The following is a 23164-nucleotide window of genomic DNA, read 5'->3' on the forward strand; positions in this document are numbered from 1 at the left end:
TCCGAAATCCGCCGGTCGTCCCGGCCTTCCCCTCCTAGCCTCGGGAGCATGATGCGTACCAGCCCGTCCCGCCGTCCGGACCTGCTCGCGGCCGGCGCGGCCACCGTCACCGTCGTGCTGTGGGCGTCCGCGTTCGTCTCGATCCGCAGTGCGGGCGAGGCGTACTCGCCGGGCGCGCTGGCCCTCGGGCGGCTGCTGTCGGGCGCGTTGGCCCTCGGCGTGATCTGTCTGCTGCGCCGGGAGGGCGTGCCGCCGCGCTCCGCGTGGCGCGGGATCGCGATATCGGGGGTGCTGTGGTTCGGCTTCTACATGGTCGTCCTGAACTGGGGCGAACAGCGGGTGGACGCCGGTACGGCCGCCCTCGTGGTCAACATCGGCCCGATCCTCATCGCGCTGCTGGGCGCCCGGCTGCTGGGCGACGCGCTGCCGCCGCGGCTGCTGGCGGGGATGGCGGTGTCGTTCGCCGGTGCGGTGACGGTGGGCCTGTCGATGTCGGGCGAGGGCGGTTCCTCGCTGTTCGGGGTGGTGCTGTGCCTGCTGGCCGCGGTGGCGTACGCGGGCGGGGTGGTCGCGCAGAAGCCCGCGCTGGCGCACGCGAGCGCCCTTCAGGTGACGACGTTCGGCTGCCTGGTCGGGGCGGTGCTGTGCCTGCCGTTCGCGGGGCAGCTCGTGCGAGACGCGGCCGGCGCGCCCGTGTCCGCGACGCTCAACATGGTCTACCTGGGCGTGTTCCCGACGGCGCTGGCGTTCACGACGTGGGCGTACGCCCTGGCCCGTACGACCGCCGGCCGGATGGGCGCGACCACGTATGCGGTGCCCGCGCTGGTGGTGCTGATGTCGTGGCTGGCCCTGGGCGAGGTGCCGGGGCTCCTCACCCTGGCGGGCGGCGCGCTCTGCCTGGCGGGCGTGGCGGTGTCCCGCTCCCGCAGGCGCCGCACGCCCACACCCCCGGAACGCACCGAGCCCGCCCCGGAGCCGCGGCGCGAGGACACGGAGCGGGTCTAGTACCCCGGGTCCCCGCACCCCCGGCACGCCGCGACGGGCGGATGCCGGGCGGGTCGGACGGGGCGGGCTAGAAGACCACCAGGGCCCGCCCGCCCTTGCCCGCGAGCATGTTCTCGAAGGCCGCCGGGATGCCGTCCAGGGCGATGCGTTCGGTGACCAGGGCGCCGAGGTCGAGGCGGCCGGCGCGGACGTGTTCGGCGAGGACCGGGAGGTCGCGGGCGGGGTCGGCGTTGCCGTAGACGCAGCCGGACAGGGTGCGGCCCCAGTGGAAGATCTCCAGGGCGTTGAAGGTGACCTGCTGGTCCTTGCCGCCGATGCCGACGACCGTGGTGCGGCCGCCCCGCCGAGTGGACTCCCAGGCCGTGCGGATGGTGACCGCGCGGCCCACGCACTCCACGGCGACGTCGACGCCCTGCTTGCCGGTGAGGGCGCGGATCTCGCGGGCGGTGGTGTCGGAGGCGAGGAGGTAGTCGGTGGCGCCCGCGGCACGGGCCAGCTCCTCCTTCTCGGGGGACACGTCGACCGCGACGATCTTCGACGCGCCCGCGATCCGGGCCGCCTGGAGGGTGGCGAGGCCCACTCCCCCGACGCCGAAGACCGCGACCGTCTCGCCCTCGCGGACCTTCGCCGAGTGATGGACGGCGCCGTAGCCGGTGAGGACGGCGCAGCCGAGGAGCGCCGCCTCGGTGAGGGGGATGCCCTCGGGGGCGGGCAGGACGCAGCCCGCGGCCACCACCGTCTCCTCGGCGAACGCGGCGACGTTCAGGCCGGGGTGCAGGTCGGTGCCGTCGTCGGCGCGGCGGGCGTGCACGTCGGCGGCGCCGGCCAGGGCGTTGGCGCACAGCCAGACCTCGCCGAGCGAGCAGGCGTGGCAGGCGCCGCAGGACGGGGCCCAGTTGAGGACGACCGCGTCGCCGGGCGCGACGTGGGTGACGCCCTCGCCGACGGCGACGACGGTGCCGGCGCCCTCGTGGCCGAGGACGGCGGGCAGCGGCACGCGCATGGTGCCGTTGGACAGGGACAGGTCGGAGTGGCAGACCCCGGCGGCGGCGAGCCGCACCCGGACCCGGCCGGGGCCGGGCTCGGGCAGCTCGATCCCGGTGACCTCCAGGGGGGCGCCTACGGCGGGTACGACGGCGGCACGGACTGCGGTACGGACGGCCATGAGGTGGGGCTCCCCTGCGGGCTAGAACTGGAGGGACTTGGTCTGGAGGTACTCGGCCAGGCCGTGCGCGCCCAGTTCGCGGCCCACGCCGGACTGCTTGTAGCCGCCGAAGGGCGCCAGCGGGTTGAACCGGCCGCCGTTGATGTCGACCTGCCCGGTGTCCATCCGGCGGGCGAAGGCGACCGCCTCGGCCTCCTCCCCGGCCCAGACGGCACCGGCGAGGCCGTAGACCGTGCCGTTGGCGATCCGCAGGGCGTCGTCCTCGTCCTCGTAGCGCAGGACGGACAGGACCGGCCCGAAGATCTCCTCCTGGGCGACGGTCATCTCCTCGGTCACGTCGGCGAAGACCGTCGGGCTGACGAAGTACCCCTGCTCGCGCGGGGCTTCGGGGCCGCCCGCGACCAGGCGCGCGCCCTCGGCGACGCCCTTCTCGATGTAACCGCGCACCCGGTCCCGCTGCTTGGCATTGACGACGGGGCCGATCCGGTCGCCGTACTTCGCGGCGGCCTCGGCGGCGAGCGACACCGCCTCGTCGTACTGGTCGCGGTGGACCAGCATGCGGGTCCAGGCGCTGCACGTCTGGCCGGAGTTGGACATGACGTTGGCGACGCCGACGTTGACGGCCTTGGCCAGGTCGGCGCTCGGGAGGATCACGTTGGCGGACTTGCCGCCGAGTTCGAGGGCGACCTTCTTGACGGCGGCGCCGGCGGTGGCGCCGATCCGGCGGCCGACGGCGGTGGAGCCGGTGAAGGAGACCAGGTCCACGCCGGGGTGCTCGGCGAGCGCCTGTCCGGCGACCGGGCCGAGGCCGGTGACCAGGTTGAAGACGCCCGCCGGGACACCCGCCTCGTGCACCGCCTCGGCGAAGAGCTGCGCGGTGAGCGGGGTGTCCTCGGCGGGCTTGAGCACGAGGGTGCAGCCGGCCGCGAGCGCCGGGGCGACCTTGGCGACGATCTGGTGGAGCGGGTAGTTCCAGGGGGTGATGGCGCCGACCACGCCGACCGGCTCGTGGTGGACCACGGAGTTGCCGACCTTCTCCTCGAAGGCGTGGGTCGCCGCCAGCTCGGCGTAGGACCCGGCGACCGCGATCGGTGCGCTGGCGTGCACCGCCTGGGAGAACTTCAGCGGGGAGCCCAGTTCGGCGGTGACCGTCTCGGCGATCTCGTCCTTGCGGGCCACCAGGACGTCCCGCAGGGCGGCCAGGCGCGCGGCCCGTTCGGCGGGCGGGGTGGCGGCCCAGCCCGGCAGGGCGGCGCGGGCGGCCCGTACGGCGCTGTCGACGTCCAGGGCGTTGCCGGCGGGGACGTGGCCGATCACCTGCTCGTCGGCCGGGTTCACGACCTCGATCGTGTCCCGGCCGTCGGCGGGGCGCCAGGCTCCGTCGATGTACATGCCGTCGTGTGCCTTCATCGCGTTCCTTCCGGGCGGGCCTCGTCGTCCGATCCCAAACTAGCGCCGTTAGTTTTACGGCACCAGGGGCTCTCACGATGGTGGCGCGGCTCACCCTCCCGGACAGCGCGGGCCGGGCGGAATCACTCCTCCAGGTCGGGCAGCCGTGCCGGGGCGGGGCAGATGCGGTCGCCGTGCTGGTCGAAGACGAACAGGTGGGCGAGATCGACGAGGAGGGGCACCTGCATGCCGTGCCGCAGGTCGATGTCGGGGGTGGTCCGGACGATGAGGTCGCCGGGGAGACGGCCGTCGGGCGGGGCGACGGCGGGTTCGGGCTCCTCCGGTTCGTCCATGACGACCACCGGCCCGGCGCGCAGGGCCCCCGCCCGTTCCCGCAGCCGGTCCAGGACCGTGCCGTCGCGGCGGCGGCGCCGGGCCGGGCGGGTGACAGGGCGCGGGGCCTCCAGGTCGGGCACGACGGCCGGCTGCGAACCGGTGTTGAAGTGCACGAGGATCTCGTGCCCCTGGAACTCGACGTGCTCCACCAGCCCGGTGAGCAGCACCTCGCCGGGGCGGGCGGCGGAGGGCTTCGCGATCCGGACGGCCTCCGAGCGCAGGCCCACGATCACCTCGCGGCCCTGCTGGACGCGGAGCAACTGGTGGTCCAGCGAGAGCGGTTCGGGCAGGCGCAGGAACTGCTTGCCCAGGCTGATGGTCATCGCCCCGTCGAGCGGCGCGCGCACGAGGCCGCGCAGCAGGTTGATGCGCGGGGTGCCGATGAATGCGGCGACGAAGACGTTGCGGGGCAGGGCGTAGACGGCGCGCGGGGTGTCCACCTGCTGGAGGACCCCGCCGCGCAGGACGGCGACCCGGTCGCCCAGCGACATGGCCTCGGACTGGTCGTGGGTGACGTAGATCGTGGTGACGCCCAGTTCCCGGGTCAGCCGGGTGATCTCGGCGCGCAGGTGGTTGCGGAGCTTGGCGTCGAGGTTGGACAGCGGCTCGTCCATCAGGAAGGCGGTGGGGTGGCGGGCGATGGCCCGGCCCATCGCGACCCGCTGGCGTTCACCGCCGGAGAGCTGCGCGGGGAGCCGGTCGAGGAGGTCCTCGATGCCCAGCATGCGGGCGGTGGCGTCCACGCGGGGACGCGGATCGGTCTGCGGGTCCTCGACGCGCAGCGGGAAGCCGATGTTCCCGCGGGTGGTCATGTTGGGGTACAGGGCGAAGTTCTGGAAGACCATCGCCATGCGCCGTTCGGAGGGGAGCAGGTCGTTGGCGTACGCGCCGTCCAGCGTCAGCTCGCCCTCGGTGATCTCCTCCAGTCCGGCGATCATGCGCAGCACGGTCGACTTGCCGCAGCCGGAGGGGCCGAGCAGGACGAGGAACTCGCCCGGCGCGATGTCCAGCGACAGCCGGTCCACCACGCGGACGCCTCGCGCGTAGGTCTTGCTCACGTCGTGCAGGGAGATGGCGCGTGTCATGGAGGTGCCCCCGGGGGCTCACTGGGCTCTGGTGCTCCGCGGTCGGACGCCCTCGTGCGGGTCGTACGGGGCGTGTGAGTCACGGAAGTTAACGGACCGTGCCCGGCCGGGGGAAGACGCCGGACCACAACTCGGCGCGAACGTCCATCTGGTGAGAAAGCGGACGCCCGGATTCAGGGCGCGCCGCGTCTCATACGGTGATCGAGTCGGGCCGTCGTGCGGTCAGCCGTCCGCGTCGCCGCCCCGGCCGCGGTTGCCGCCGGAGCGGCCCGAGGCGCGCACCAGTTCGCCCGCCGCGAGGGTCGCGCGCGTCACCGCGCGCGTCCAGGGCGGGCCGCCGCGGGACGCCCACATGACGCAGGCGCAGCCGCCCACGACGACGAGGAGGACCACGGACAACAGGAGGAGGATCATGCTCATCCCTTCGTTTCCCGGCACCGTCGCCTGCCGTCGGCCCGGTCCGGGACATCCTGCCCCGCCGCCGGACGCCCTTGGCCGGCCGCACCCGCGGACGGGGCCCGCAGGGCGACGCCCGAGGAGAGCAGGAGCAGCGCGCCCAGCATCACGAACGGCGCGGCCACCCCCGCGACGCCCGCGATCAGGCCCGCGGCGGCGGGTGCGGCGACCTGGCCGAGGCGGTTGCCGGTCAGGCGCAGGGCGAGGGCCGTGGAGCGCGCCTCGTCGGGGGCCGCCTGCACGACCGTGGTCATGGACAGCGGCTGGCCGACGCCCAGGCAGAAGCCCAGGACGGCCAGCATCAGCGCGAGCGCCCAGACCGGCACCGGCAGCGCGACCCCGGCGCACAGCAGGGCGGCCAGCAGACACGTGACCGTGAGCAGCACCGTGCGGCCGAGCAGCCGCAGCAGGGGCGTCAGCACGAGCCGGCAGGCGATCGTGGCGGCGGCCCGCAGGCTGAGCAGTACGCCGATCACGGCCGGGGAGATCCCCCGGTGCTCGCCGACCACCGGCAGGTAGGCGGTGAGGATGTCGGTCGCGGAGAGCACGGAGAGGCTGATCAGGATGCCCGCGGGCACGCCCCGGGCGCGCAGGATGCTCCCCACGGGGACGCGCGCCCCCCGTTCCGCACCGGACTCGGCGGCTCCGGGGTGCTCTATGCGCCACAGGGAGGTGAAGGCGACCGCCGCGCCCGCGCCCGCCACCATCAGGGCCAGCGCGCTGCTGCCGCCCATGTCGGGGCCCCCGATCAGCGCGCCCGCGGCGATGGGGCCGACGAGCTGGCCGAGCGAGGCGCCGATGGTGAAGTGGCCGAAGTTGCGGTCCTGTTCGTGCGGCGCGGACTGGCGGGCGACCAGTGACTGGGCGCCGATGACGAAGCAGAGGTGCCCGAGGCCCATGACGCCGCTCCACAGCGCCATCGTCCACAGGGACCCGGCGACGCCGCTCAGCGCGCAGCCCCCGGCGATGAGCACCACCCCGACGGGCAGCAGCGGCGCGCAGCGGCCGTGGTCGGTGCGGCGGCCCAGCGGAACGGCGGCGAACAGCGGCAGCAGGGCGTACACCCCGGCGATGACGCCGACGGCCCGTTCGTCGGCGCCCAGCGCGAGGGCCCGGTAGGAGACGGCGGGCCGGGCCATCGACACCGCCCCCTGCGCGAAGCCGAAGGCGATGACGAGGCGGAGCAGCCAGCCGCGGTTCCCACCGGGCGCCATGATCGTGTCCCTTCCCGAGGATCTCCGACGGTCAGATGATGCCGAACAGGATGCCCGCCGCGAGAATCACCAGGCTCGTCAGGACGGCCCACTTCACCACGAACCGCGTGTGGTCGCCGAATTCGACCTTGGCCATGCCGACCAGGACGTACACGGCCGGGACGAGCGGGCTGGACATGTGCAGCGGCTGGCCGACGATCGAGGCGCGGGCGATCTCCAGGGTCGACACGCCGTGCGCCTGACCGGCCTCCGCGAGCACCGGCAGGACGCCGAAGTAGAAGCCGTCGTTCGACATGAAGTAGGTGAGCGGCAGGCTCAGCAGACCGGTGACCAGGCCCATGTGCGGGCCCATGCCGTCGGGGATGGTGTCCACGAGCCAGTTGGCCATGTGGTCGACCATGCCGGTGCCGGTGAGGACGCCGGTGAAGACGGCGGCGGCGAAGACCATGCCGGAGACGTTCAGGACGTTGTCGGCGTGGGCGGCGATACGGGCCTTCTGGTCGGGGATGTGCGGGAAGTTGACCGTGAGGGCGAGCGCGGCGCCGATCAGGAAGAGCACCGGGATCGGCAGCAGCTCCATGATCATGGCGGTGAGCAGCGCGACCGTGAGCAGCGCGTTGAACCAGTACAGCTTGGGACGCAGCGTGGGCCGGTTGGGGTCGAGGCCCTTGAAGTCGTCGTCGGTCTCCTCACCCTGACCGTCGGAACCGGCCGAGCCGGCCGAGCCGCCCGCCCCGCCGTCGGCGCTGCCGCCACCGGCACGCGCACCGGACGCACCGGCACCCGCACCGACCAGCACCGTCTCGCTCTCCGGCACCGACTGGGACTCCCGGCCCAGCGCCTCGTCCAGCGACAGCGTGCCCAGCCGCCGGCGCTCGCGCAGACCGAGCACGTACGCGAGGACGACGACCGCGACGAGGCCGACGGCCAGAGCCGGGATCATCGGGACGAAGATGTCGGTGGCGTCGACCTTCAGCGCGGTGGCGGCGCGGGCGGTGGGGCCGCCCCAGGGCAGTGTGTTCATCACACCGTTGGCCATCGCGGCGACGCCGGTCATCACGACCAGACTCATCTTGAGCCGCTTGTACAGCGGATACATCGCCGAGACCGTGATCATGAAGGTGGTGGAGCCGTCGCCGTCCAGCGAGACGATCGCGGCGAGCAGCGCCGTGCCGACGACGATGCGCATCGGGTCGGCCTTGCAGAACTTCAGGATGGCCCGGACGATCGGGTCGAAGAGCCCGACGTCGATCATCACCCCGAAGTAGACGATCGCGAACATGAGCATCGCCGCGGTGGGGGCGAGGCTGGACACGCCGTCGATGACGTAGTCACCGAGATGGGCGCCCTTGCCGACGAGCACGCAGAACAGCGCGGGAATCAGCACGAGCGCCGCGATCGGCGACATCTTCTTCATCATGATCAGGACCAGGAAGGTCGCGATCATGGCGAAGCCGAGGATGGTCAGCATGAGTGAGTACCTAACGTTCGCCCTTGAACATCCCACCGGGGCAGGCGGTGCGAGCGACGTTAGGTGGCGCGAGGGAGCGTTAACAAGACGTTGACATGCGAGCAATAAGCGCAGAACTCCAGGTCACAGCTCTGCGCCGGTCAGTGGCGTGAGCGAGACGGGTACGCCGTTGAGGACGGCGTTGCCCGAGAGCGGGTCGAGCGTGCCGCCGTCGAGGAGCTGGTTGACGTTGGCGCCGGGATCGGCGGCGGCGTGCGTCTGGCGGGTGCCGGGCCGGTCGTGGCCCCAGCCGTGCGGGATGCTGACCACGCCGGGCCGGACGCTGTCGGTGACCTCGGCGGGGACGGTCACCGCTCCCCCGGGTCCCGTCACGCGCACCGGTTGCGCGGCGCGCACCCCCAGCCGTGCGGCGTCCTCGGGATGCACGTGCAGGGTGCAGCGGTTGGAGCCGCCGGTCAGGGCGGGGACGTTGTGCATCCAGCTGTTGTTGGAGCGCAGGTGGCGGCGGCCGACCAGGACGAGCCCGGCGGGGCGTTCGGCGAGGGCCCGCACGAGGCGCGGCAGGTCGGCGGCGATCGGGCCCGGCAGCAGCTCCACCTTGCCGCTGCGGGTCTTCAGCGGCTGCGGCAGGCGCGGGCGCAGTGGGCCGAGGTCGATGCCGTGCGGGTGGGCGAGGAGGCGTTCGAGGGTCAGTCCGTCCGGTCGGGCGCCGAAGCCGTCGCCGTAGGGGCCGAGGCGCAGCATCAGGTCGAGGCGTCGCTCGGGACCGTTCTCGCCGGTCAGTTGCGCGGTGAGTGCGCCGGGGTCGCGGCCGTGCACGGGTGAGTGCGGCTCCCGTACGGCCTTGGCGAGGGTCTGCTCGATCACCAGGGCGTCGACGGCGCCGGGGTCGGTGCCGTGCGCGCCGGTGACGGCCAGGGTGAGCCGGGCGAGGATCTCCGTCTCGGCCATCCTGCCGGGCTCCAGCGGGACGGCGGGGCGGGTGTAGCGGACCTGGTTGCGCACGGCGAGGGTGTTGAAGGCGAAGTCGTGGTGCGGGCTCTGGGCCGGCGGGGGCGGCGGCAGGACGACGTGGGCGTGCCGCGAGGTCTCGTTGAGGTAGGGGTCGACGCTCACCATGAAGTCGAGGGAGCCCAGTGCCTTGTCGAGCCGGTCGCCGTCGGGCGCGGACAGGACCGGGTTGGCGGCGACGGTGAGCAGCGCGCGGACCGGTTCACCGGTGCCGGTGGCGGTGTCGATCTCCTCGGCGAGGGCGGACAGCGGCAGCTCGCCCTTCGCCTCGGGGTGTCCGCTCACCCGGGAGTGCCAGCGGCCGAGCGCGAACCCGCGGCCGGGTCCGGCCGGACGCGGGGTCCGGTCGGTGGCGGCCTGCGGGAAGAGCGCGCCGCCGGGCCGGTCGAGGTTGCCGGTGAGGATGTTGAGGACGTCCACGAGCCAGCTGGCGAGGGTGCCGTGCGGGACGGTGCAGCTGCCGATGCGGCCGTAGACGGCGGCGGTGGGGGCGGCGGCGAGTTCCCGGGCGAGGGCGCGCGTCACGTCCGGTGCCACGTCGCAGGCGGCGGCAACGGACTCGGGGGTGAAGTCGCGCACGGCGTCCCGGACTTCGCCGACTCCCTCGACGTGCGGGGCGAGTGCGCCGAGGTCGGCGAGGTCCTCCTCGTACAGCACGTGGGCCACCGCGGCCAGCAGCAGCGCGTCGGTGCCGGGGCGGATCGCCACGTGCCGGTCGGCGAGCTTCGCGGTGCGGGTGCGGCGCGGGTCGATGACCGTGAGGGTGCCGCCGCGGGCCTTCAGGGCCTTGAGCCGGCCGGGGAAGTCGGGGGCGGTGCACAGACTGCCGTTGGACTCCAGCGGGTTGGCGCCGATCAGGAGCAGGTGGTCGGTGCGGTCGAGGTCGGGCACCGGGATGGCGTTCGCGTCGCCGAAGAGCAGTCCGCTGGAGACGTGCTTGGGCATCTGGTCGAGGGTGGACGCGGTGAAGAGGCTGCGGCTGCCGAGGGCGCCGAGCAGGACGTTCGGGTAGAGGGCGCCGGCCACGGTGTGGACGTTGGGGTTGCCGAGGACCACGCCGACGGAGTGCGGTCCGTACCGCTCGACGAGGGGCCGGACGCCGGCGGCGACCGCGTCGAACGCCTCCTCCCAGGTGGCCTCGCACAGGGCGCCGTCCCTGCGCACCAGAGGCCCGCGCAGCCGGTCGGGGTCGGAGTCGACGGCCCCGAAGGAGGCCCCCTTGGGGCAGATGAAGCCGCGGCTGAAGACGTCGTCCCGGTCGCCGCGGGCGGCGGTGACCGTGGTGCCGTCGACGGTGAGGGCCAGGCCGCAGGTGGCCTCGCACAGGGGGCAGATACGCAGGGCGGTGCGGGGCACGGGTCCTCCCGGAAGGCGGCGGTCCGCTCTAGGCTGCGGTCCGCTCTAGGCGGCGGTGACGCTCTCTGCCCGGCGAGCATACCGACCGGTAGGCATGTTGGGGAGGGGTCGGGCGGACGGCGGCAGGGGCGTGCGGGCGGTCCTGCCGCTCCGCCGCGTCAGTCGAGCACGCGACCGAGATAGGCCCGCAGCAGCTCCCGGGCCTCCTCGATGATCTTCTCGTCCCCGTCCGGTGCGACCCGGAAGGCGAGTTGTACGAGGGTGTCGGCGGTCTCCACGGCGACGAGGAAGACGCGGCGCAGGTCGTCGTCGGGGCGGCGGCCCAGGTAGCCGGAGAGCAGTTCGGTGAGCCGCTCGGCGACGCGGTGGTTGGGGACGGCGTGGCGGTCGCCGACCGGTATCTGGTTGCCGAAGTCGATCAGGGAGAAGCCGGGCGCGGTCCGCTTCATCGCCAGGTACTCGTCGAGCACGGCGTCCAGCGCACCGCGCCAGCCGCCGTCGCCCGCCTCCGTCAGCCGTTCGGTCACGCGCTCCGCGTAGCGCTCCAGGTTGCGCTGGGCCAGGGCGTCGGCCATCTGCCGCTTGTTGCCGAAGAAGCGGTACACGGACCCGATCGGGACGTCCGCGCGCTGCGCCACGGCCCGGGTGCTCAGGGCGTCGTAGCCCACCTCGTCGAGGAGGTCGGCGCAGGCGTCGAGGATCCGGGTCAGCCGTTCGGCGCTGCGCCGCTGCACGGGGGCACGGCGGAGCGGGGTCGCGTGGGACACGGTCCTCATGATGCCCTCCCGGCCCGGACGGGTGAACCGTGACCTCCGGTACCGCCGAGGGCACCGCCCGGCCCCGGCACCCCGGTGCGCACGGCGGCCCCGCTCACCGGTCAGCCGCCGGTTCGGTGACCGTCAGCCCCTCGATCTCCTCCGGCCGCGTCGCCCCGGTCGGCTCGGCGTCCGACGCCGTGATGTCCGCCGTGCTCTCGACGGGCTCGCCGTCGACGGCCCAGACGGTGTCGTCGTCGGCGTACAGGCGGACCGTGACCTGGTGTGTGCCGCGCGGGACCAGGCCGGCGGGGATGCGGTAGTGGGGGCCGCGCAGGCGGGTGAGGAGGTCGCCGTCGAGGAAGAGGTGGGCGACGCCGCGGCCGGCCACCGCCTTCGCCTCCGTGCCGTCCGGCGAGAACCGGAAGTCGCGGACGGTCAGGCGGACGTCCCAGCTGTCGTCGGCCTCGGGCTGCACCTCGATCCCGATCTCCGGGGCGTGCTCGGCGTCCACCTCGCGGTAGCGCCGGCCCTCCTCGTCGGTGGCGTCGATCAGCTTGCCCACCGGCGTGGCCGAATCACCGGCCTCCGGTTCCGCCACGTCACCGGAGCCGCAGCCCGCCGATCCCGTCAACAGCAGGACACAGACCGCGAGCACGGCGAGCACTCCCCGCGTCCACGACATGACGCGAGACTAGAACACGGGTCCGACACTCCGGATCCCCCGGGGGTCTGGTTCCGGTCATCCTCACGGCGTACGCCCGAGAAGGCGCGGAGCGGGGAAGTCCTCCTGTGCCCCCTTGCGCACGGGAAACCGCAATCCTACGGTGTGCCATAGGAATCGGACGGGAACGGGTTGCGAGGGAGCGATCGATGAGCGGGGACGCGCGGAAGACCGCGGAGGGGCTGGCCTATCTGTCCGGTTTCGGCAACGAGCACAGCTCGGAGGCCGTGGCCGGAGCGCTGCCCGAGGGCCGGAACTCGCCGCAGCGGGCGCCGCTGGGCCTGTACGCGGAGCAGCTGAGCGGCACGGCCTTCACCGAACCGAGGGCACACAACCGGCGCTCCTGGCTGTACCGGATCCGCCCTTCGGCCGCGCACCCGGCGTTCACCCGCGGCGGCAACGGCGCGATCCGCACGGCACCCTTCAACCAGGCCGTGCCCGACCCGAACCGGCTGCGCTGGAACCCGCTGCCCCACCCCGGTCCCGCCACGGACTTCGTCGCGGGGCTGTGGACGCTCGGCGGCAACGGCGACGCGACCCAGCGCACCGGCATGGCCGTGCACCTCTACCACGCGACGGCCTCCATGGAGCGCGTCTTCAGCGACGCGGACGGCGAGCTGCTGATCGTCCCGGAACGCGGCGGACTGCTGCTGCGCACCGAGTTCGGGCTGCTGCACGCCGAGCCGGGCCATGTGGCGCTGGTCCCGCGCGGGGTCCGCTTCCGCGTGGAGCTGCTGGACGAGGACGCCCGCGGTTACGTCTGCGAGAACTACGGCGCCCCCTTCCAGCTCCCCGACCTGGGCCCGATCGGCGCCAACGGCCTCGCCAACGCCCGGGACTTCCGCGCACCGGTCGCCGCCTACGAGGACGACGAGAGCACGGCGGGTCCCGTGGAGGTGGTCAACAAGTTCTGCGGCAACCTCTGGACCGCCGAGTACGACCACTCCCCGCTGGACGTCGTCGCCTGGCACGGCAACCACGTGCCGTACGTCTACGACCTGCGCCGCTTCAACGTCCTCGGCACCATCTCGTACGACCACCCGGACCCGTCGATCTTCACGGTGCTCACCTCCCCGTCGGACACGCCGGGCCTGGCGGGCGTGGACTTCGTGGTCTTCGCGCCGCGCTGGCTGGTGGGCGAGGACACCTTCCGGCCGCCGTACTTCCACCGGAACGTGATGAGCGAGTACATGGGCCTGATCGAGGGCGCCTACGACGCCAAAGCGGAAGGATTCGTGCCGGGCGGCGGCTCGCTGCACAACATGATGTCCGCGCACGGCCCGGACCGGGAGACCTTCGACCGGGCGAGCGCCGCCGAGCTGAAGCCGCAGCGGATCGACGACGGACTGGCGTTCATGTTCGAGACCCGGTGGCCGGTGACCCTCACCCCGCAGGCGGCCCGCGCCGAGCACCTGCAACCCCGCTACGACGACGTCTGGCAGGGCCTGGAGCGGCACTTCCGCCCCTTGCACTGAGGATTCCCCTACCGGTACGGATGGCCCGTGACCTCCTTCGCCCCGGACTCCATCGTCCTGAACCGCAAGCTGCCGCTCTGGTACCAGGTGTCGCAGTCGCTGCGCGCCTCGATACTCGGCCGCTCGCCCCGGGACCCGCTGCGCCTGCCCACCGAGGAGCAGTTGGCCGGGCACTACGGGGTGAGCGTGCTGACCATGCGGCAGGCGCTGAAGGAGCTGGAGGACGAGGGGCTGATCACCCGCCACCGCCGGCGGGGCACGTTCATCGAGCCGCACGCCCGGCGGGGCGCCCCGGTGCGGCTGCTCGGCTCGGTGGACGCGATCGTGGCGCAGCAGTCCGGCATGAAGGCGGAACTGCTGGACCACGGCACCGCCGCCGTGCCCCCCGAACTCGCCGAGTTCTTCCCGGAGGTGGTGGAGGTGGCGACGTACCACCGGCTGCGCTGCGACGAGAAGACGGGCGAGCCGACCAACCACGCCCGCAACTACGTCCGTCCCGAACTGGCCGGGCGCATCGACGTGGACGACCTCGCCCGGTGGCCGATGACCAAGGTGCTGCGGGACGTGGTGGGCATGGACATCAGCCGGATCACGGACACCGTGGAGGCCCGGCTGGCGGACCCGGAGACGGCGCGGCTGCTCGAAGTCCCGCTGCTCAGCCCGATCCTGCACTACACGGGCATCACCTACGACACCTCGGGACGGGTCCTCGACGTGGCCGTCATCCACTACCGGGGCGACCGCTTCTCCTTCACGGTCACCCTGGATGCCACGTGAGGCCGTGGCGCCCCGTCGTACGATGCCCGGCGTGACGCACGACGACGCCCCGCCGCTGGCGGACCTCATGCCGTGGTCCGTCGCACCGCCGCGGCTCGGCCGGGGGTGGCCGACGGCTCCCGACGCGGCGTCCCTCAAGGCCCGCTGGGACACCCTGCTGAAGGCCGAGGGACCCGACCGGGCGGCCCTGTTCGAGCCGACCCGCTCACGCACGCCGCACTCGGCGGTCGGGCGGCTGCCGGGCGGCGCCGGGGGCACCGAGCGGCTGGCGCGCGCCGCGGGGCCCTGTCCCGAGCCGGTCCGGGTGCTGCGGGCGCCGTTCGACGAGCAGTGGCTCATCCCCGACCACCGGCTGATCGACGCGGCCCGTCCGGAGCTGTGGCGGGTGGCGGACGAGCGGCAGGTGTTCGTCGTGGAGGTGCCCGACGCCGCCGGAGGGCCGCTGCTCCTCGCGACCTCGCTGCTGCCGCTGTTCGGCCCGGCCCGCGTCCGCCCCCTGCACCGGCGCCCCGGCGGCGCGGAGCCCAACCTCGCCCCGGGCCTCCTGGACCACCTGACCGCCCGCCTCGGCCTGCGCCCCGGCCCGCTGGACGTGCTCGCCTGGTCGGTGGCGGCCGTGCGGCCCGGCTCGCTGGTCCCGCTCACCGCGGACCCCGCGCTGTGGGAACACGGGGTCGAACTGGGCCGGCGCGCCCTGTGGCTGATGCGCCGCGACGGGGAGCGCCCCAAGCTGCCCGGCGGCCGCCGCCCGTACGTCCGCGCCCCGCTGCCCCCGCGCCCGCTGACCCTGCGCTACGACCGGGACGAGGAGGCCCTGTTCCTGGACGAGGGCCGCGTCTCCCCCGTGCCGCCCGGCGCCTGGGACTTCGAGGCGGGCGGGGCGCGGGTGCTGGAGCAGTGGTTCGCGGCCCGCACGGCCGAGGGCGAGCCGGGCACGCTCAGCGCGATCCGTCCGGCCGGCTGGCCGCAGACGTGGACGTCCGAACTGCTGGAACTGATCACGGTGCTGGCGCTGCTCGCCGAGGTACGGGACCGGTGCCGCGAGTTGGCGGTCACGGACCGGATCGGCGCGGACGAACTGCGCGAGGCGGGCGTCCTGCCGGTGCCGGCGTCGGCCCGCCGGCCGGCCTCCGTCCTGGACGACCGGGAGGAGGGGCCGGAGGGACAGCTGGCGCTGCTGTGACCTCCGGCGGAGCCGGGGCACCCGCTCAGGCGAACCCGTCGAGGACCCGCGTCAGCGCCCGCTCGAAGACGCCCTCCAGGTCGATCGGCCCCGCGTCCTCGGTGAAGGACGCCGCCAGCCTCGGGTAGGCGCCGCTCGCGACCTGCCGGCCGAGGTAGGCGATGCGCGCCGCGTTCTCCTGCTCCTGGGACCAGGGCAGCGAGCGGGCGCGCTCGACGGTGGCGATCTCGTTGCCGACGTACGTGGTCACCACGCCGTTCACCATCGCGACCAGCTCCATCTTGGTGCCGTAGGGCGCCTCGAAGGGGTCGAGGCAGGCCAGGCAGTGCTCCAGGTAGCGCAGGGCGTTGGGGCTGAAGCCGTAGACGGGGGACATCAGGCGGGGCAGCCAGGTGTGCCGGTGCATCAGGGCGCGGGTCTGGTGAGCGACCCGGATCATGTCCGCGCGCCAGTCGCCGCTCGGTTCCCACAGCTCGTGCTCGCCGCTGACCGCGTCCATCATCAGCTCGTACAGGTCCTCCTTGCGGGGGACGTAGTTGTAGAGCGACATGGTGCCGCAGCCCAGCTCACCGGCGACGCGGCGCATCGAGACCGCGTCCAGGCCCTCGGCGTCGGCGATCCGCACCGCGGCGGCGGCGATGTCGGCGCGGGAGTACGCCGGTCTCGGCCCCCGCCCGGTGCGCTCGGGACGCGACCAGATCACTTCGGGTACGGCCGCTCGGCCCGCCATCGTGCATCACCTCGGCCACCATCCTAGTTACGTACACCGTACGTAGTGCGCTATGGTCGACGCATGACTACTACGTACGCTGTACTTAGTGAAGGTCTGGAGAAGCGCTTCGGCACCGTGCGCGCGCTGCGCGGCCTGGATCTCGCGGTGGCCGAGGGCACGGTCTGCGGACTGCTCGGGCCGAACGGGGCGGGCAAGACCACGGCGGTCCGGCTGCTGACGACGCTGCTGCGGCCGGACGCGGGGTCGGCCCGGGTCGCCGGACACGACCTGGTGCGCGAGGCCGCCGCGGTCCGTCGCCGGATCGGGGTGACCGGGCAGTACGCGTCGGTCGACGGGGACCTCACCGGACGGCAGAACCTGCGGCTGTTCGCCCGGCTGCACCGGGTGCGGGACGCGGCGGCGCGGGCCGACGAACTGCTCGACCGCTTCGGCCTGGCCGACGCCGCCGACCGGCCCGCCTCCACCCTGTCCGGCGGCATGCGGCGCCGCCTCGACCTGGCCGCGAGCCTCGTGCGCCGCCCCGACGTGCTGTTCCTGGACGAACCGACCACCGGTCTCGACCCGGCCAGCCGCAACCGCATCTGGGAGGCCGTGCGCGCCCTGAAGGCGGACGGCACCACCGTGCTGCTCACCACGCAGTACCTGGAGGAGGCCGACCGTCTGGCCGACGACATCGCCCTGGTGGACCGGGGCCGGGTGGCGCACACCGGTTCTCCGGCGGAGCTCAAGGCACTGGTGGGGGCGTACGCGGAGGCGGTCGTCACGGACGCGGGCGCCCTGGGGCGGGCGGCGGCGGTCCTGGACCGGCTGACCGGTGCCGAGCCGGCGCTGGACCACGAGCGGCGCACCGTCGGCGCCGTCAGTACCGATCCGACGCTGACCCTGCCCCGCCTGGTGCGCGAACTCGACGCGGCGGGCGTGCCCCTGGCGGACGCGAGCCTGCGGCCGCCGACCCTCGACGACGTCTTCCTCCGCCTGACCGACGGCGACGACAGCAACGACGGCAAGGAGCTGGTGGCATGAGCACGGTGACCACGGAGCCGTACGGCTCGGCGTACGGCCTGGCGCACGACGGGGCGGCCATGCTGGGCCGCCAGTTGCGGCGGGTCCGGAACAACCCGGGTCTGCTGATCCTCACCCAGACCATGCCGATCACGATGCTGCTGTTCTTCGGCTACGTCTTGGGCAGCGCGCTGGCGATGCCGGGCGAGGAGTACCGGGCCTTCCTGGTGCCGGGCCTGCTGGTCGCCACGGCGGCGAACGGCATCATGACCGGCATGTTCCAGGCCGCCCAGGACATCCACCGGGGCGTGACGGACCGCCTGCGGACGCTGCCGGTGAGCCGGGCCGCCGTGCCGCTCGGGCAGTCGGTCGCCGACGTGCTCGTGACGGCCGCCGGGACGGTGCCGCTGCTGCTCGTCGGGCTCGCGGTGGGCTGGCGGGTGGAGGGCGGCGCGCTCGGCGCGGTGGGCGCGCTGGGGCTGTTGCTGCTGTTCCGGTTCGCGACGACGTGGATCGGGATCTTCCTGGGGCTGCTCACCCGCAGCGAGGAGGCCGCCGGTCAACTGGGCGGCGCGACCTTCATCCTTCCGCTGCTGTCCAACGCGTACATCCCGACCGAGGGACTGCCGAGCTGGCTGCGCACGGTCGCGGAGTGGAACCCGATCAGCGCGGTGACCACGGCGCTGCGGGACCTCTTCGGCAACGCGCCCGTGCCGGACGGGGCCGCCTGGCCGGTGACGCATCCGGTCGCCGGGTCGCTGGCCTGGTGCGCGGTGCTGCTCGCGGTGTTCGTCCCGCTCGCCGTGCGCCGGTACGCGCACGGGGGTCGCTGAACGAGCCGGGGCGCGTCACCGCCGGTGGGGAGACGACGGGACGCGCACGCCGAAGCGGGGAACGGGAACGTGCCACACGCGTACGGGTCGGACGTACGGAGTCGGGTGCACCGGGAACGACCCGCGCTCGGGAGCACACCGGGGTGCCACTGCGTGCCGTGGGGATGACGGCCGAGTGCCGCGGCGCCGCGCCGGGAGGTGTGACCTCCGGAGCGCGGGCCTCAGTTGCCGCCGAACAGCGAGCGCCGCAGTCGGCGCAGCGGCGCGAACAGCGAGACCCGGCGCACCCTGGCGCCCCTGTTGCTGCGCTTGTGCGCGGGCTCACGCGCGGTCAGCTCACGCATCAGCGACGTCGCCTCCACGGTCTCCCGCGGCGGGAGGGCGGGCCCTCCGAGTACCGCGAGATGACGGTCGAGGCGCGAGCTGGTCGCGCTGCTCCCGCAGGTGATGGCAGGGACCCTTGCCCTGCTGCGCACTGTTATCTGTTCCATGTCACTCCCCACCCGTACGAGTCCACCCGGCCCGGGCAGGGTAACCCTATCGCCCCGGTACGGCATGCGTGTATCGCGGTCACAGGATTCACCTTCCCCGTAAGGGGGTTGACGATTACTCTCCGAATCCGACAGATTCCAGGGCGAGTTGGACGACCGGCTCACTCGTCGGCAGGTCCGACCCCCCGCCGGGCTCGACCGTCACCGCGAGTGACGACGCGGAGCGGCCGAGTCCGGAGGCGATCAGGGGCGTGTCGCCGTCGAAGAGCCCGAGGGAGCGCGGCTCGGCGCCGGGGCGCACCAGCCACAGTTGGCGTACGCGGTCGCCCGGCGGCTCGCCGTACCCGCTGAGGGTCACCACCGCGCGCCCCTCGGAGGCGGAGGCGACCACCGCGACACCGCGGCCGCGGCCGTCCGCACCGCGCGTCGCACGGGCATCCGGAGCGGCGAGAACGTGGGCGATCTCACGTGTCAGGTCACGTGCGGTGTCCAGCTCGTCCCGGGTCTGCTGGGCCCGCACGGCGAAGAGCGAGGCGACCACGAGCGCCGCGGCGGCCGTCACCGTGGCGAACGGCCCGAGCAGGGGGCGGGGCCGGGCCCCGCGGGAGCGCCCGGCCGCGGACCGGCCGCACGACACCTGGGCCGGCGGTCGCAGGGCGGGCCCGCCGGAGGGCGCGGGCTCCTGCGCGGTGGTGCGTACGGCGGCCAGCACCCGCTCGCGCAGGGCGTGCGGCGCCGGGGCGGCCGTGGACCAGGCCAGCCGGACGGCGTCCTCGGACAGCGTCCGCACCTCGGCGGCGCAGCGGCCGCAGCCCGCCAGGTGCCGTTCGAAGCGGACCCGTTCGGCCCCCTCCAGGGCATCCAGGGCGTAGGGGGCGGCGAGTGAGTGGAGGGTGCCGCGGCGGCGGCCCGGCAGCCGGACGAAGGGGCTCACGCGGCGCCTCCCAGGCAGTCGCGCAGGCGGCCCAGCCCGTCCCGCATCCTGGTCTTGACCGTCCCCAGCGGAAGGCGGAGGCGCTCGGCCACCTCCCGGTAGGTGTAGCCGTCGTAGTAGGCGAGGGTGACCGACTGGCGCTGCAGTGCGGTCAGGCGGCCGAGACAGCGCCGCACCCGCTCGCGTTCGAGCACCGCCTCGACCTCCTCCGAGACCTGGTCGAAGGCGGGGTGGTGGGCGCGGCGGGCCTCGCGCCGTTCGCGCTCCCCGGCGGCGCGGGCGCTGCGCACCCGGTCGACGGCGCGGCGGTGGGCGACGGTGAGGACCCACGCCAGGGCGCTTCCCCGGCGCGGGTCGAACCGCGCCGCGGACCGCCAGAGTTCGAGCAGTACCTCCTGCGCCACCTCCTCCGACTGGGCGGGGTCGCGCACCACGCGCAGCACGAGTCCGAACACCGGGCCCGACACCAGCCCGTACAGCTCCTCGAAGGCCTCCTGGTCGCCGTCCGCCACGAGCACCAGCAGCTCGTCCGCCTCCACCCCGGTCCCCCTCTCCGCGGGCCGCGTCCGGCCCGTCGACGTCGCCGCCGGGCGCGACGGCACGCCCTCCGCAGGGGTTACGGACGGGCGGCCCGAAAACGCCAGTCCCGGGGCGGGATCGGCGCCCAGGGAGGCGGTATCCGCACCGGGCCGGACTGCTTTGTGAAGGGTCGGGACGGAGACGGAGTGGAAGACCCCGACGGGCGGGGCCTCCCACTCCTCTTCTCCTTCCGCTTCCGCTTCGGGTCAGGCGGCGCCGTTGAGGACCGGCAGGTAGCCGCCGGACTGACCGGCCGCGGTGGGGTGGTACGACTCGCCGATGTTCAGCCAGTTGACGCTGTGCAGCCAGGGGCTGCCCGAGCACAGCTCGTGGCCGGTGAAGGTGGTGCGGACGTCGCCGAAGGTGAAGCCGTGGGCGGCGACGCGCTGGGCGATGACGGTGTTGAGGTGGTCGGAGGCCTTGTTGATCGCCGACCGCTTGGTCTCGGACAGGCCGAGGCAGGTGGTGCCGAGCTTGTAGAAGCGCGGGTAGCCGATGACGACGACGTGGGCGTTCGGGGCCTTGTCGCCGATGGCCGAGTAGACGCCGTCGAGCTTGCCGGGCAGCGTCGAGTCGACGTACGCCTCCGCGGTGGCGATCCGCGACAGGCAGGAGCTGTCGGACTGGAGCACACACGTCGTCATGGCGTCGGCGAACCCGGCGTCGTTGCCGCCGATGCTGATCGAGACGAGGCCGGTGCTGGAGCTGAGCGGGCCGAGCTGTCCGGCGAGAACATCACCCGTACGGGCGCCGGAACAGGCGGTGAAGTCGAACGTGGAGGGTGAGTGGGCGGCCGCCCACAGGTAGGGGTGGGACTTGGTGCTGCGCTTGCAGTCGCCGCTCGAGCTGATGTAGCTGCCCGCTCCGACCCCGGAGGAGTAGGAGTCGCCGAGGGCCACATAGCCGTCGGCTGCGGTGGGTTGGGCCGCCTGAGCGGTCGCCGCCCCGGTGAGGGCGGTGCCGGCGGCGAGGAGGAGTGAACTCAGGAAGCCGACAAGTCGGGAACGTCTCATGGAACCTCCCTTAGCAGGATTGCTGCCACAACCGTGGTAGCGGCTACGCGCGTTGACTGGAAGTGTCCATGCCAACGATTGGCTGACACTCGTTCAAGTTCGGACGAAAATCGGGCGTTTGAACGGCCGTCGGGACGCGATGCCTCGGGCCGTCCGTGCCGCGCCCGGTGCCCGGGAAAGCGGGTGCACGCGGCGGTCGGGTGGCGGATCATGGCGGCATGTCCGTGAACCCGCACGAAGTCCTGCCGATCCGGCTCAACGTGGACGACAGCGACTCCCCGTCCGACGTCGTGGACGCGCTGTTCCTCGGCCGTTTCGCCACGGGTGAGCAGCCGTACTCGCACGCCGCGAACATCGACCGCGTACGGTCCGGTGCCACGCTGCTGCCGTCCGGCGCCCGCGTGCTGCGGATCGCCCGCGACGACGACCGCAGCGCGACGCTGGCGGAGGGCGACGGCTGGACGCTGCTGATCTCGCGCTGGAACCGGGGCGCCGACGTCACGGTGACGGCGACCAGCGCCGACCTCGCCGAGAAGGTGCTCGGCGAGGCGACGGACGGGGCGGCGGACGAGCCCGAGCCGCAGCCGGAGAACGTGACGATGGGCTTCTGGTACGTCTCCCCGCGGCGCGGCCCGCACCGCACCACCCGCCAGATCGCCGCGGGCACCTGGGACGAGGTCCGGGCCAACTACACGGCGCCGGTCGCGGCGGCGATGGACGGCCTGATGAAGACGACGCCGGAGGACATCGCGGGCCGGCTGCTGCTCCTGCACGGGCCGCCGGGCACCGGCAAGACCTCGGCGCTGCGCACGCTGGCCCGTTCCTGGCGGGACTGGTGCCAGGTGGACTGCGTACTGGACCCGGAGCGGCTCTTCTCCGACGTCGGCTATCTGATGGACATCGCCATCGGCGAGGAGGACGCGGCGGGCAAGGGCCGCTGGCGGCTGCTGCTGCTGGAGGACTGCGACGAACTGATCCGCGGCGAGGCCAAGCACACGGCGGGCCAGGCGCTCTCCCGCCTGCTGAACCTGACCGACGGCCTCCTCGGCCAGGGCCGCAACGTCCTGGTGGGCGTCACGACCAACGAGGACCTGGAACGGCTGCACCCCGCCGTCGTCCGCCCCGGCCGCTGCCTGGCCCGCATCGAGGTCGGCCCGCTGACCCGGCGGGAGGCGGTGGACTGGCTCGGCACCGAGGAGGGCGTCCCCCGTGAGGGCGCCACCCTGGCGGAGCTGTACGCCCTGCGCCGGGGCACCTCGCCGACCGCGCTGCCGGAACCGCGGACGGACACGGAGGCCGGGCTGTATCTGTAGCCCGCGGCCACGGTCCCGGTGCTTTGATGAGGGTATGACCCTGTTCGTCGGCACGTCGGGCTGGCAGTACCGGGACTGGCGGGAGGCCCTCTACCCGCCCGGTCTGCCGGTCCGGCTCTGGCTGGAGCACTACGCGGCCGCCTTCGCGACGGTCGAGATCAACAACGCCTTCTACCGCCTGCCCACCCGGGAGACCTTCGCGGCGTGGCGCGAGCGGGTGCCGCCGGACTTCACGGTCGCGGTCAAGGCGAGCCGCTACCTGACGCACATCAAACGCCTGCGCGACCCGGCGGAACCGGTCGACCGCCTGATGACCCACGCGGCCGGCCTGGGCGACCGCCTCGGCCCGGTCCTGCTGCAACTGCCGCCGACCCTGCGCGCCGACCCGGACCTGCTGGACACCTGCCTGGCCTGCTTCCCGCCCGGCACCCGGGTCGCGGTGGAACCCCGGCACGCGTCCTGGTGGACGCCCGAGGTCCGCGAGGTCCTCGTCTCCCGGCGCGCGGCCCTGTGCTGGGCGGACGTCCGTGCCCGCCCGGTCACCCCGCTCTGGCGCACCACCGACTGGGGCTACGTCCGCTTCCACGAGGGCCGAGCCGCCCCCTGGCCGCACTACGGCCGCCGCTCCCTGGCCACGTGGCTCGACCGCATCACCACCACCTGGCCGCACCCGAGCGACGTCTACACCTACTTCAACAACGACCCGAACGCGGCAGCGGTCCGAGACGCCGCGACGTTCGCACGACTGGCCCGCACCTCACCGCTGACGGTCACACGCACCCCGTCAGGTGCGCGGGGCTGAGA

The 23164-nt window shown here is 73.7% G+C and carries 22 protein-coding genes; 8 read left to right on the top strand and 14 right to left on the bottom strand.

Annotated features, from left to right (window positions below; genetic code table 11):
- The first annotated feature begins 51 nt into the window (after positions 1–51).
- Complete coding sequence (locus tag ACZ56V_RS27745) at positions 52–1005, top strand: DMT family transporter (protein ID WP_467384293.1); 954 nt, start codon at positions 52–54, stop codon at positions 1003–1005.
- Positions 1006–1072: 67 nt separating this feature from the next.
- Here ACZ56V_RS27745 and ACZ56V_RS27750 read toward each other — a convergent pair whose 3' ends face one another.
- From ACZ56V_RS27750 to ACZ56V_RS27790, 9 genes are all read right to left on the bottom strand, one after another.
- Positions 1073–2170 carry a zinc-binding dehydrogenase gene (locus tag ACZ56V_RS27750; protein WP_468945959.1) on the bottom strand — a complete coding sequence of 366 codons (1098 nt, stop codon included), beginning with the start codon at positions 2168–2170 and terminating at the stop codon, positions 1073–1075.
- A gap of 21 nt (positions 2171–2191) precedes the next feature.
- The gene (locus ACZ56V_RS27755; RefSeq protein WP_468945960.1) at positions 2192–3580 is read right to left on the bottom strand and encodes an aldehyde dehydrogenase family protein; all 1389 of its coding nucleotides are present in this window, start codon (positions 3578–3580) and stop codon (positions 2192–2194) included.
- Positions 3581–3702: 122 nt separating this feature from the next.
- Positions 3703–5040 carry an ABC transporter ATP-binding protein gene (locus ACZ56V_RS27760; protein WP_398916627.1) on the bottom strand — a complete coding sequence of 446 codons (1338 nt, stop codon included), beginning with the start codon at positions 5038–5040 and terminating at the stop codon, positions 3703–3705.
- A gap of 222 nt (positions 5041–5262) precedes the next feature.
- Complete coding sequence (locus ACZ56V_RS27765) at positions 5263–5460, bottom strand: hypothetical protein (RefSeq protein WP_468945963.1); 198 nt, start codon at positions 5458–5460, stop codon at positions 5263–5265.
- Complete coding sequence (locus tag ACZ56V_RS27770) at positions 5457–6710, bottom strand: MFS transporter (RefSeq protein ID WP_467384228.1); 1254 nt, start codon at positions 6708–6710, stop codon at positions 5457–5459. The genes ACZ56V_RS27765 and ACZ56V_RS27770 overlap by 4 nt, the downstream gene beginning before the upstream one ends.
- 31 nt (positions 6711–6741) lie before the next feature.
- Positions 6742–8181 (bottom strand): CitMHS family transporter, encoded by a 1440-nt coding sequence (locus ACZ56V_RS27775; protein WP_468945968.1) that lies wholly within the window; start codon positions 8179–8181, stop codon positions 6742–6744.
- Between the two features lie 123 nt (positions 8182–8304).
- Positions 8305–10548 carry a molybdopterin-dependent oxidoreductase gene (locus tag ACZ56V_RS27780; protein WP_467384230.1) on the bottom strand — a complete coding sequence of 748 codons (2244 nt, stop codon included), beginning with the start codon at positions 10546–10548 and terminating at the stop codon, positions 8305–8307.
- A 158-nt stretch (positions 10549–10706) separates the two neighbouring features.
- Positions 10707–11324 carry a TetR/AcrR family transcriptional regulator gene (locus ACZ56V_RS27785; RefSeq protein ID WP_398916619.1) on the bottom strand — a complete coding sequence of 206 codons (618 nt, stop codon included), beginning with the start codon at positions 11322–11324 and terminating at the stop codon, positions 10707–10709.
- A gap of 94 nt (positions 11325–11418) precedes the next feature.
- Positions 11419–11988, bottom strand: a complete 570-nt coding sequence (locus ACZ56V_RS27790) for a hypothetical protein (RefSeq protein WP_468945972.1) — start codon at positions 11986–11988, stop codon at positions 11419–11421.
- 188 nt (positions 11989–12176) lie between these two features.
- Here ACZ56V_RS27790 and hmgA point away from each other — a divergent pair, with 188 nt between their 5' ends.
- Genes hmgA through ACZ56V_RS27805 form a run of 3 tightly spaced genes read left to right on the top strand, consistent with a single transcriptional unit; the run spans position 12177 to position 15462 of the window.
- Complete coding sequence (hmgA, locus tag ACZ56V_RS27795; RefSeq protein ID WP_398916615.1) at positions 12177–13502, top strand: homogentisate 1,2-dioxygenase; 1326 nt, start codon at positions 12177–12179, stop codon at positions 13500–13502.
- Positions 13503–13529: 27 nt separating this feature from the next.
- Entirely contained in the window at positions 13530–14279 is a 750-nt protein-coding gene (locus ACZ56V_RS27800; RefSeq protein WP_398916613.1) for a GntR family transcriptional regulator, read from the top strand.
- A 22-nt stretch (positions 14280–14301) separates the two neighbouring features.
- Positions 14302–15462: a type ISP restriction/modification enzyme gene (locus tag ACZ56V_RS27805; RefSeq protein ID WP_468945977.1), complete on the top strand. Its 1161-nt coding sequence runs from the start codon at positions 14302–14304 to the stop codon at positions 15460–15462.
- 25 nt (positions 15463–15487) lie between these two features.
- Here the strand turns inward: ACZ56V_RS27805 and ACZ56V_RS27810 are convergent, their stop codons facing one another.
- Positions 15488–16192: a TetR/AcrR family transcriptional regulator C-terminal domain-containing protein gene (locus ACZ56V_RS27810; protein ID WP_398916609.1), complete on the bottom strand. Its 705-nt coding sequence runs from the start codon at positions 16190–16192 to the stop codon at positions 15488–15490.
- Between the two features lie 63 nt (positions 16193–16255).
- Between ACZ56V_RS27810 and ACZ56V_RS27815 the strand changes: the two genes are divergently transcribed.
- Positions 16256–17218 (top strand): ATP-binding cassette domain-containing protein, encoded by a 963-nt coding sequence (locus tag ACZ56V_RS27815; RefSeq protein WP_398916607.1) that lies wholly within the window; start codon positions 16256–16258, stop codon positions 17216–17218.
- Entirely contained in the window at positions 17215–18030 is an 816-nt protein-coding gene (locus ACZ56V_RS27820) for an ABC transporter permease (protein WP_468945981.1), read from the top strand. Before ACZ56V_RS27815 ends, ACZ56V_RS27820 begins: the two co-directional genes overlap by 4 nt.
- A 221-nt stretch (positions 18031–18251) precedes the next feature.
- Here the strand turns inward: ACZ56V_RS27820 and ACZ56V_RS27825 are convergent, their stop codons facing one another.
- The 4 genes from ACZ56V_RS27825 to ACZ56V_RS27840 all read right to left on the bottom strand — a co-directional run bounded on the left by ACZ56V_RS27825 (position 18252) and on the right by ACZ56V_RS27840 (position 21047).
- Complete coding sequence (locus tag ACZ56V_RS27825; RefSeq protein WP_003977105.1) at positions 18252–18521, bottom strand: hypothetical protein; 270 nt, start codon at positions 18519–18521, stop codon at positions 18252–18254.
- 115 nt (positions 18522–18636) lie between these two features.
- On the bottom strand, positions 18637–19455 hold the full coding sequence (locus ACZ56V_RS27830) for an anti-sigma factor (RefSeq protein ID WP_468945984.1): 819 nt from the start codon (positions 19453–19455) through the stop codon (positions 18637–18639).
- Positions 19452–20057: an ECF RNA polymerase sigma factor SigK gene (gene sigK / locus ACZ56V_RS27835; RefSeq protein ID WP_468945987.1), complete on the bottom strand. Its 606-nt coding sequence runs from the start codon at positions 20055–20057 to the stop codon at positions 19452–19454. Before sigK ends, ACZ56V_RS27830 begins: the two co-directional genes overlap by 4 nt.
- A 183-nt stretch (positions 20058–20240) precedes the next feature.
- Positions 20241–21047, bottom strand: coding sequence for an SGNH family lipase (locus tag ACZ56V_RS27840; protein WP_356365515.1), 807 nt, complete (start codon positions 21045–21047; stop codon positions 20241–20243).
- Positions 21048–21265: 218 nt separating this feature from the next.
- Between ACZ56V_RS27840 and ACZ56V_RS27845 the strand changes: the two genes are divergently transcribed.
- The gene (locus tag ACZ56V_RS27845) at positions 21266–22360 is read left to right on the top strand and encodes a DUF5925 domain-containing protein (protein ID WP_467384241.1); all 1095 of its coding nucleotides are present in this window, start codon (positions 21266–21268) and stop codon (positions 22358–22360) included.
- Between the two features lie 34 nt (positions 22361–22394).
- Positions 22395–23162, top strand: a complete 768-nt coding sequence (locus ACZ56V_RS27850) for a DUF72 domain-containing protein (protein ID WP_468945991.1) — start codon at positions 22395–22397, stop codon at positions 23160–23162.
- Positions 23163–23164 lie beyond the last annotated feature (2 nt).

This window comes from Streptomyces sp. NPDC034099 (assembly GCF_055575415.1).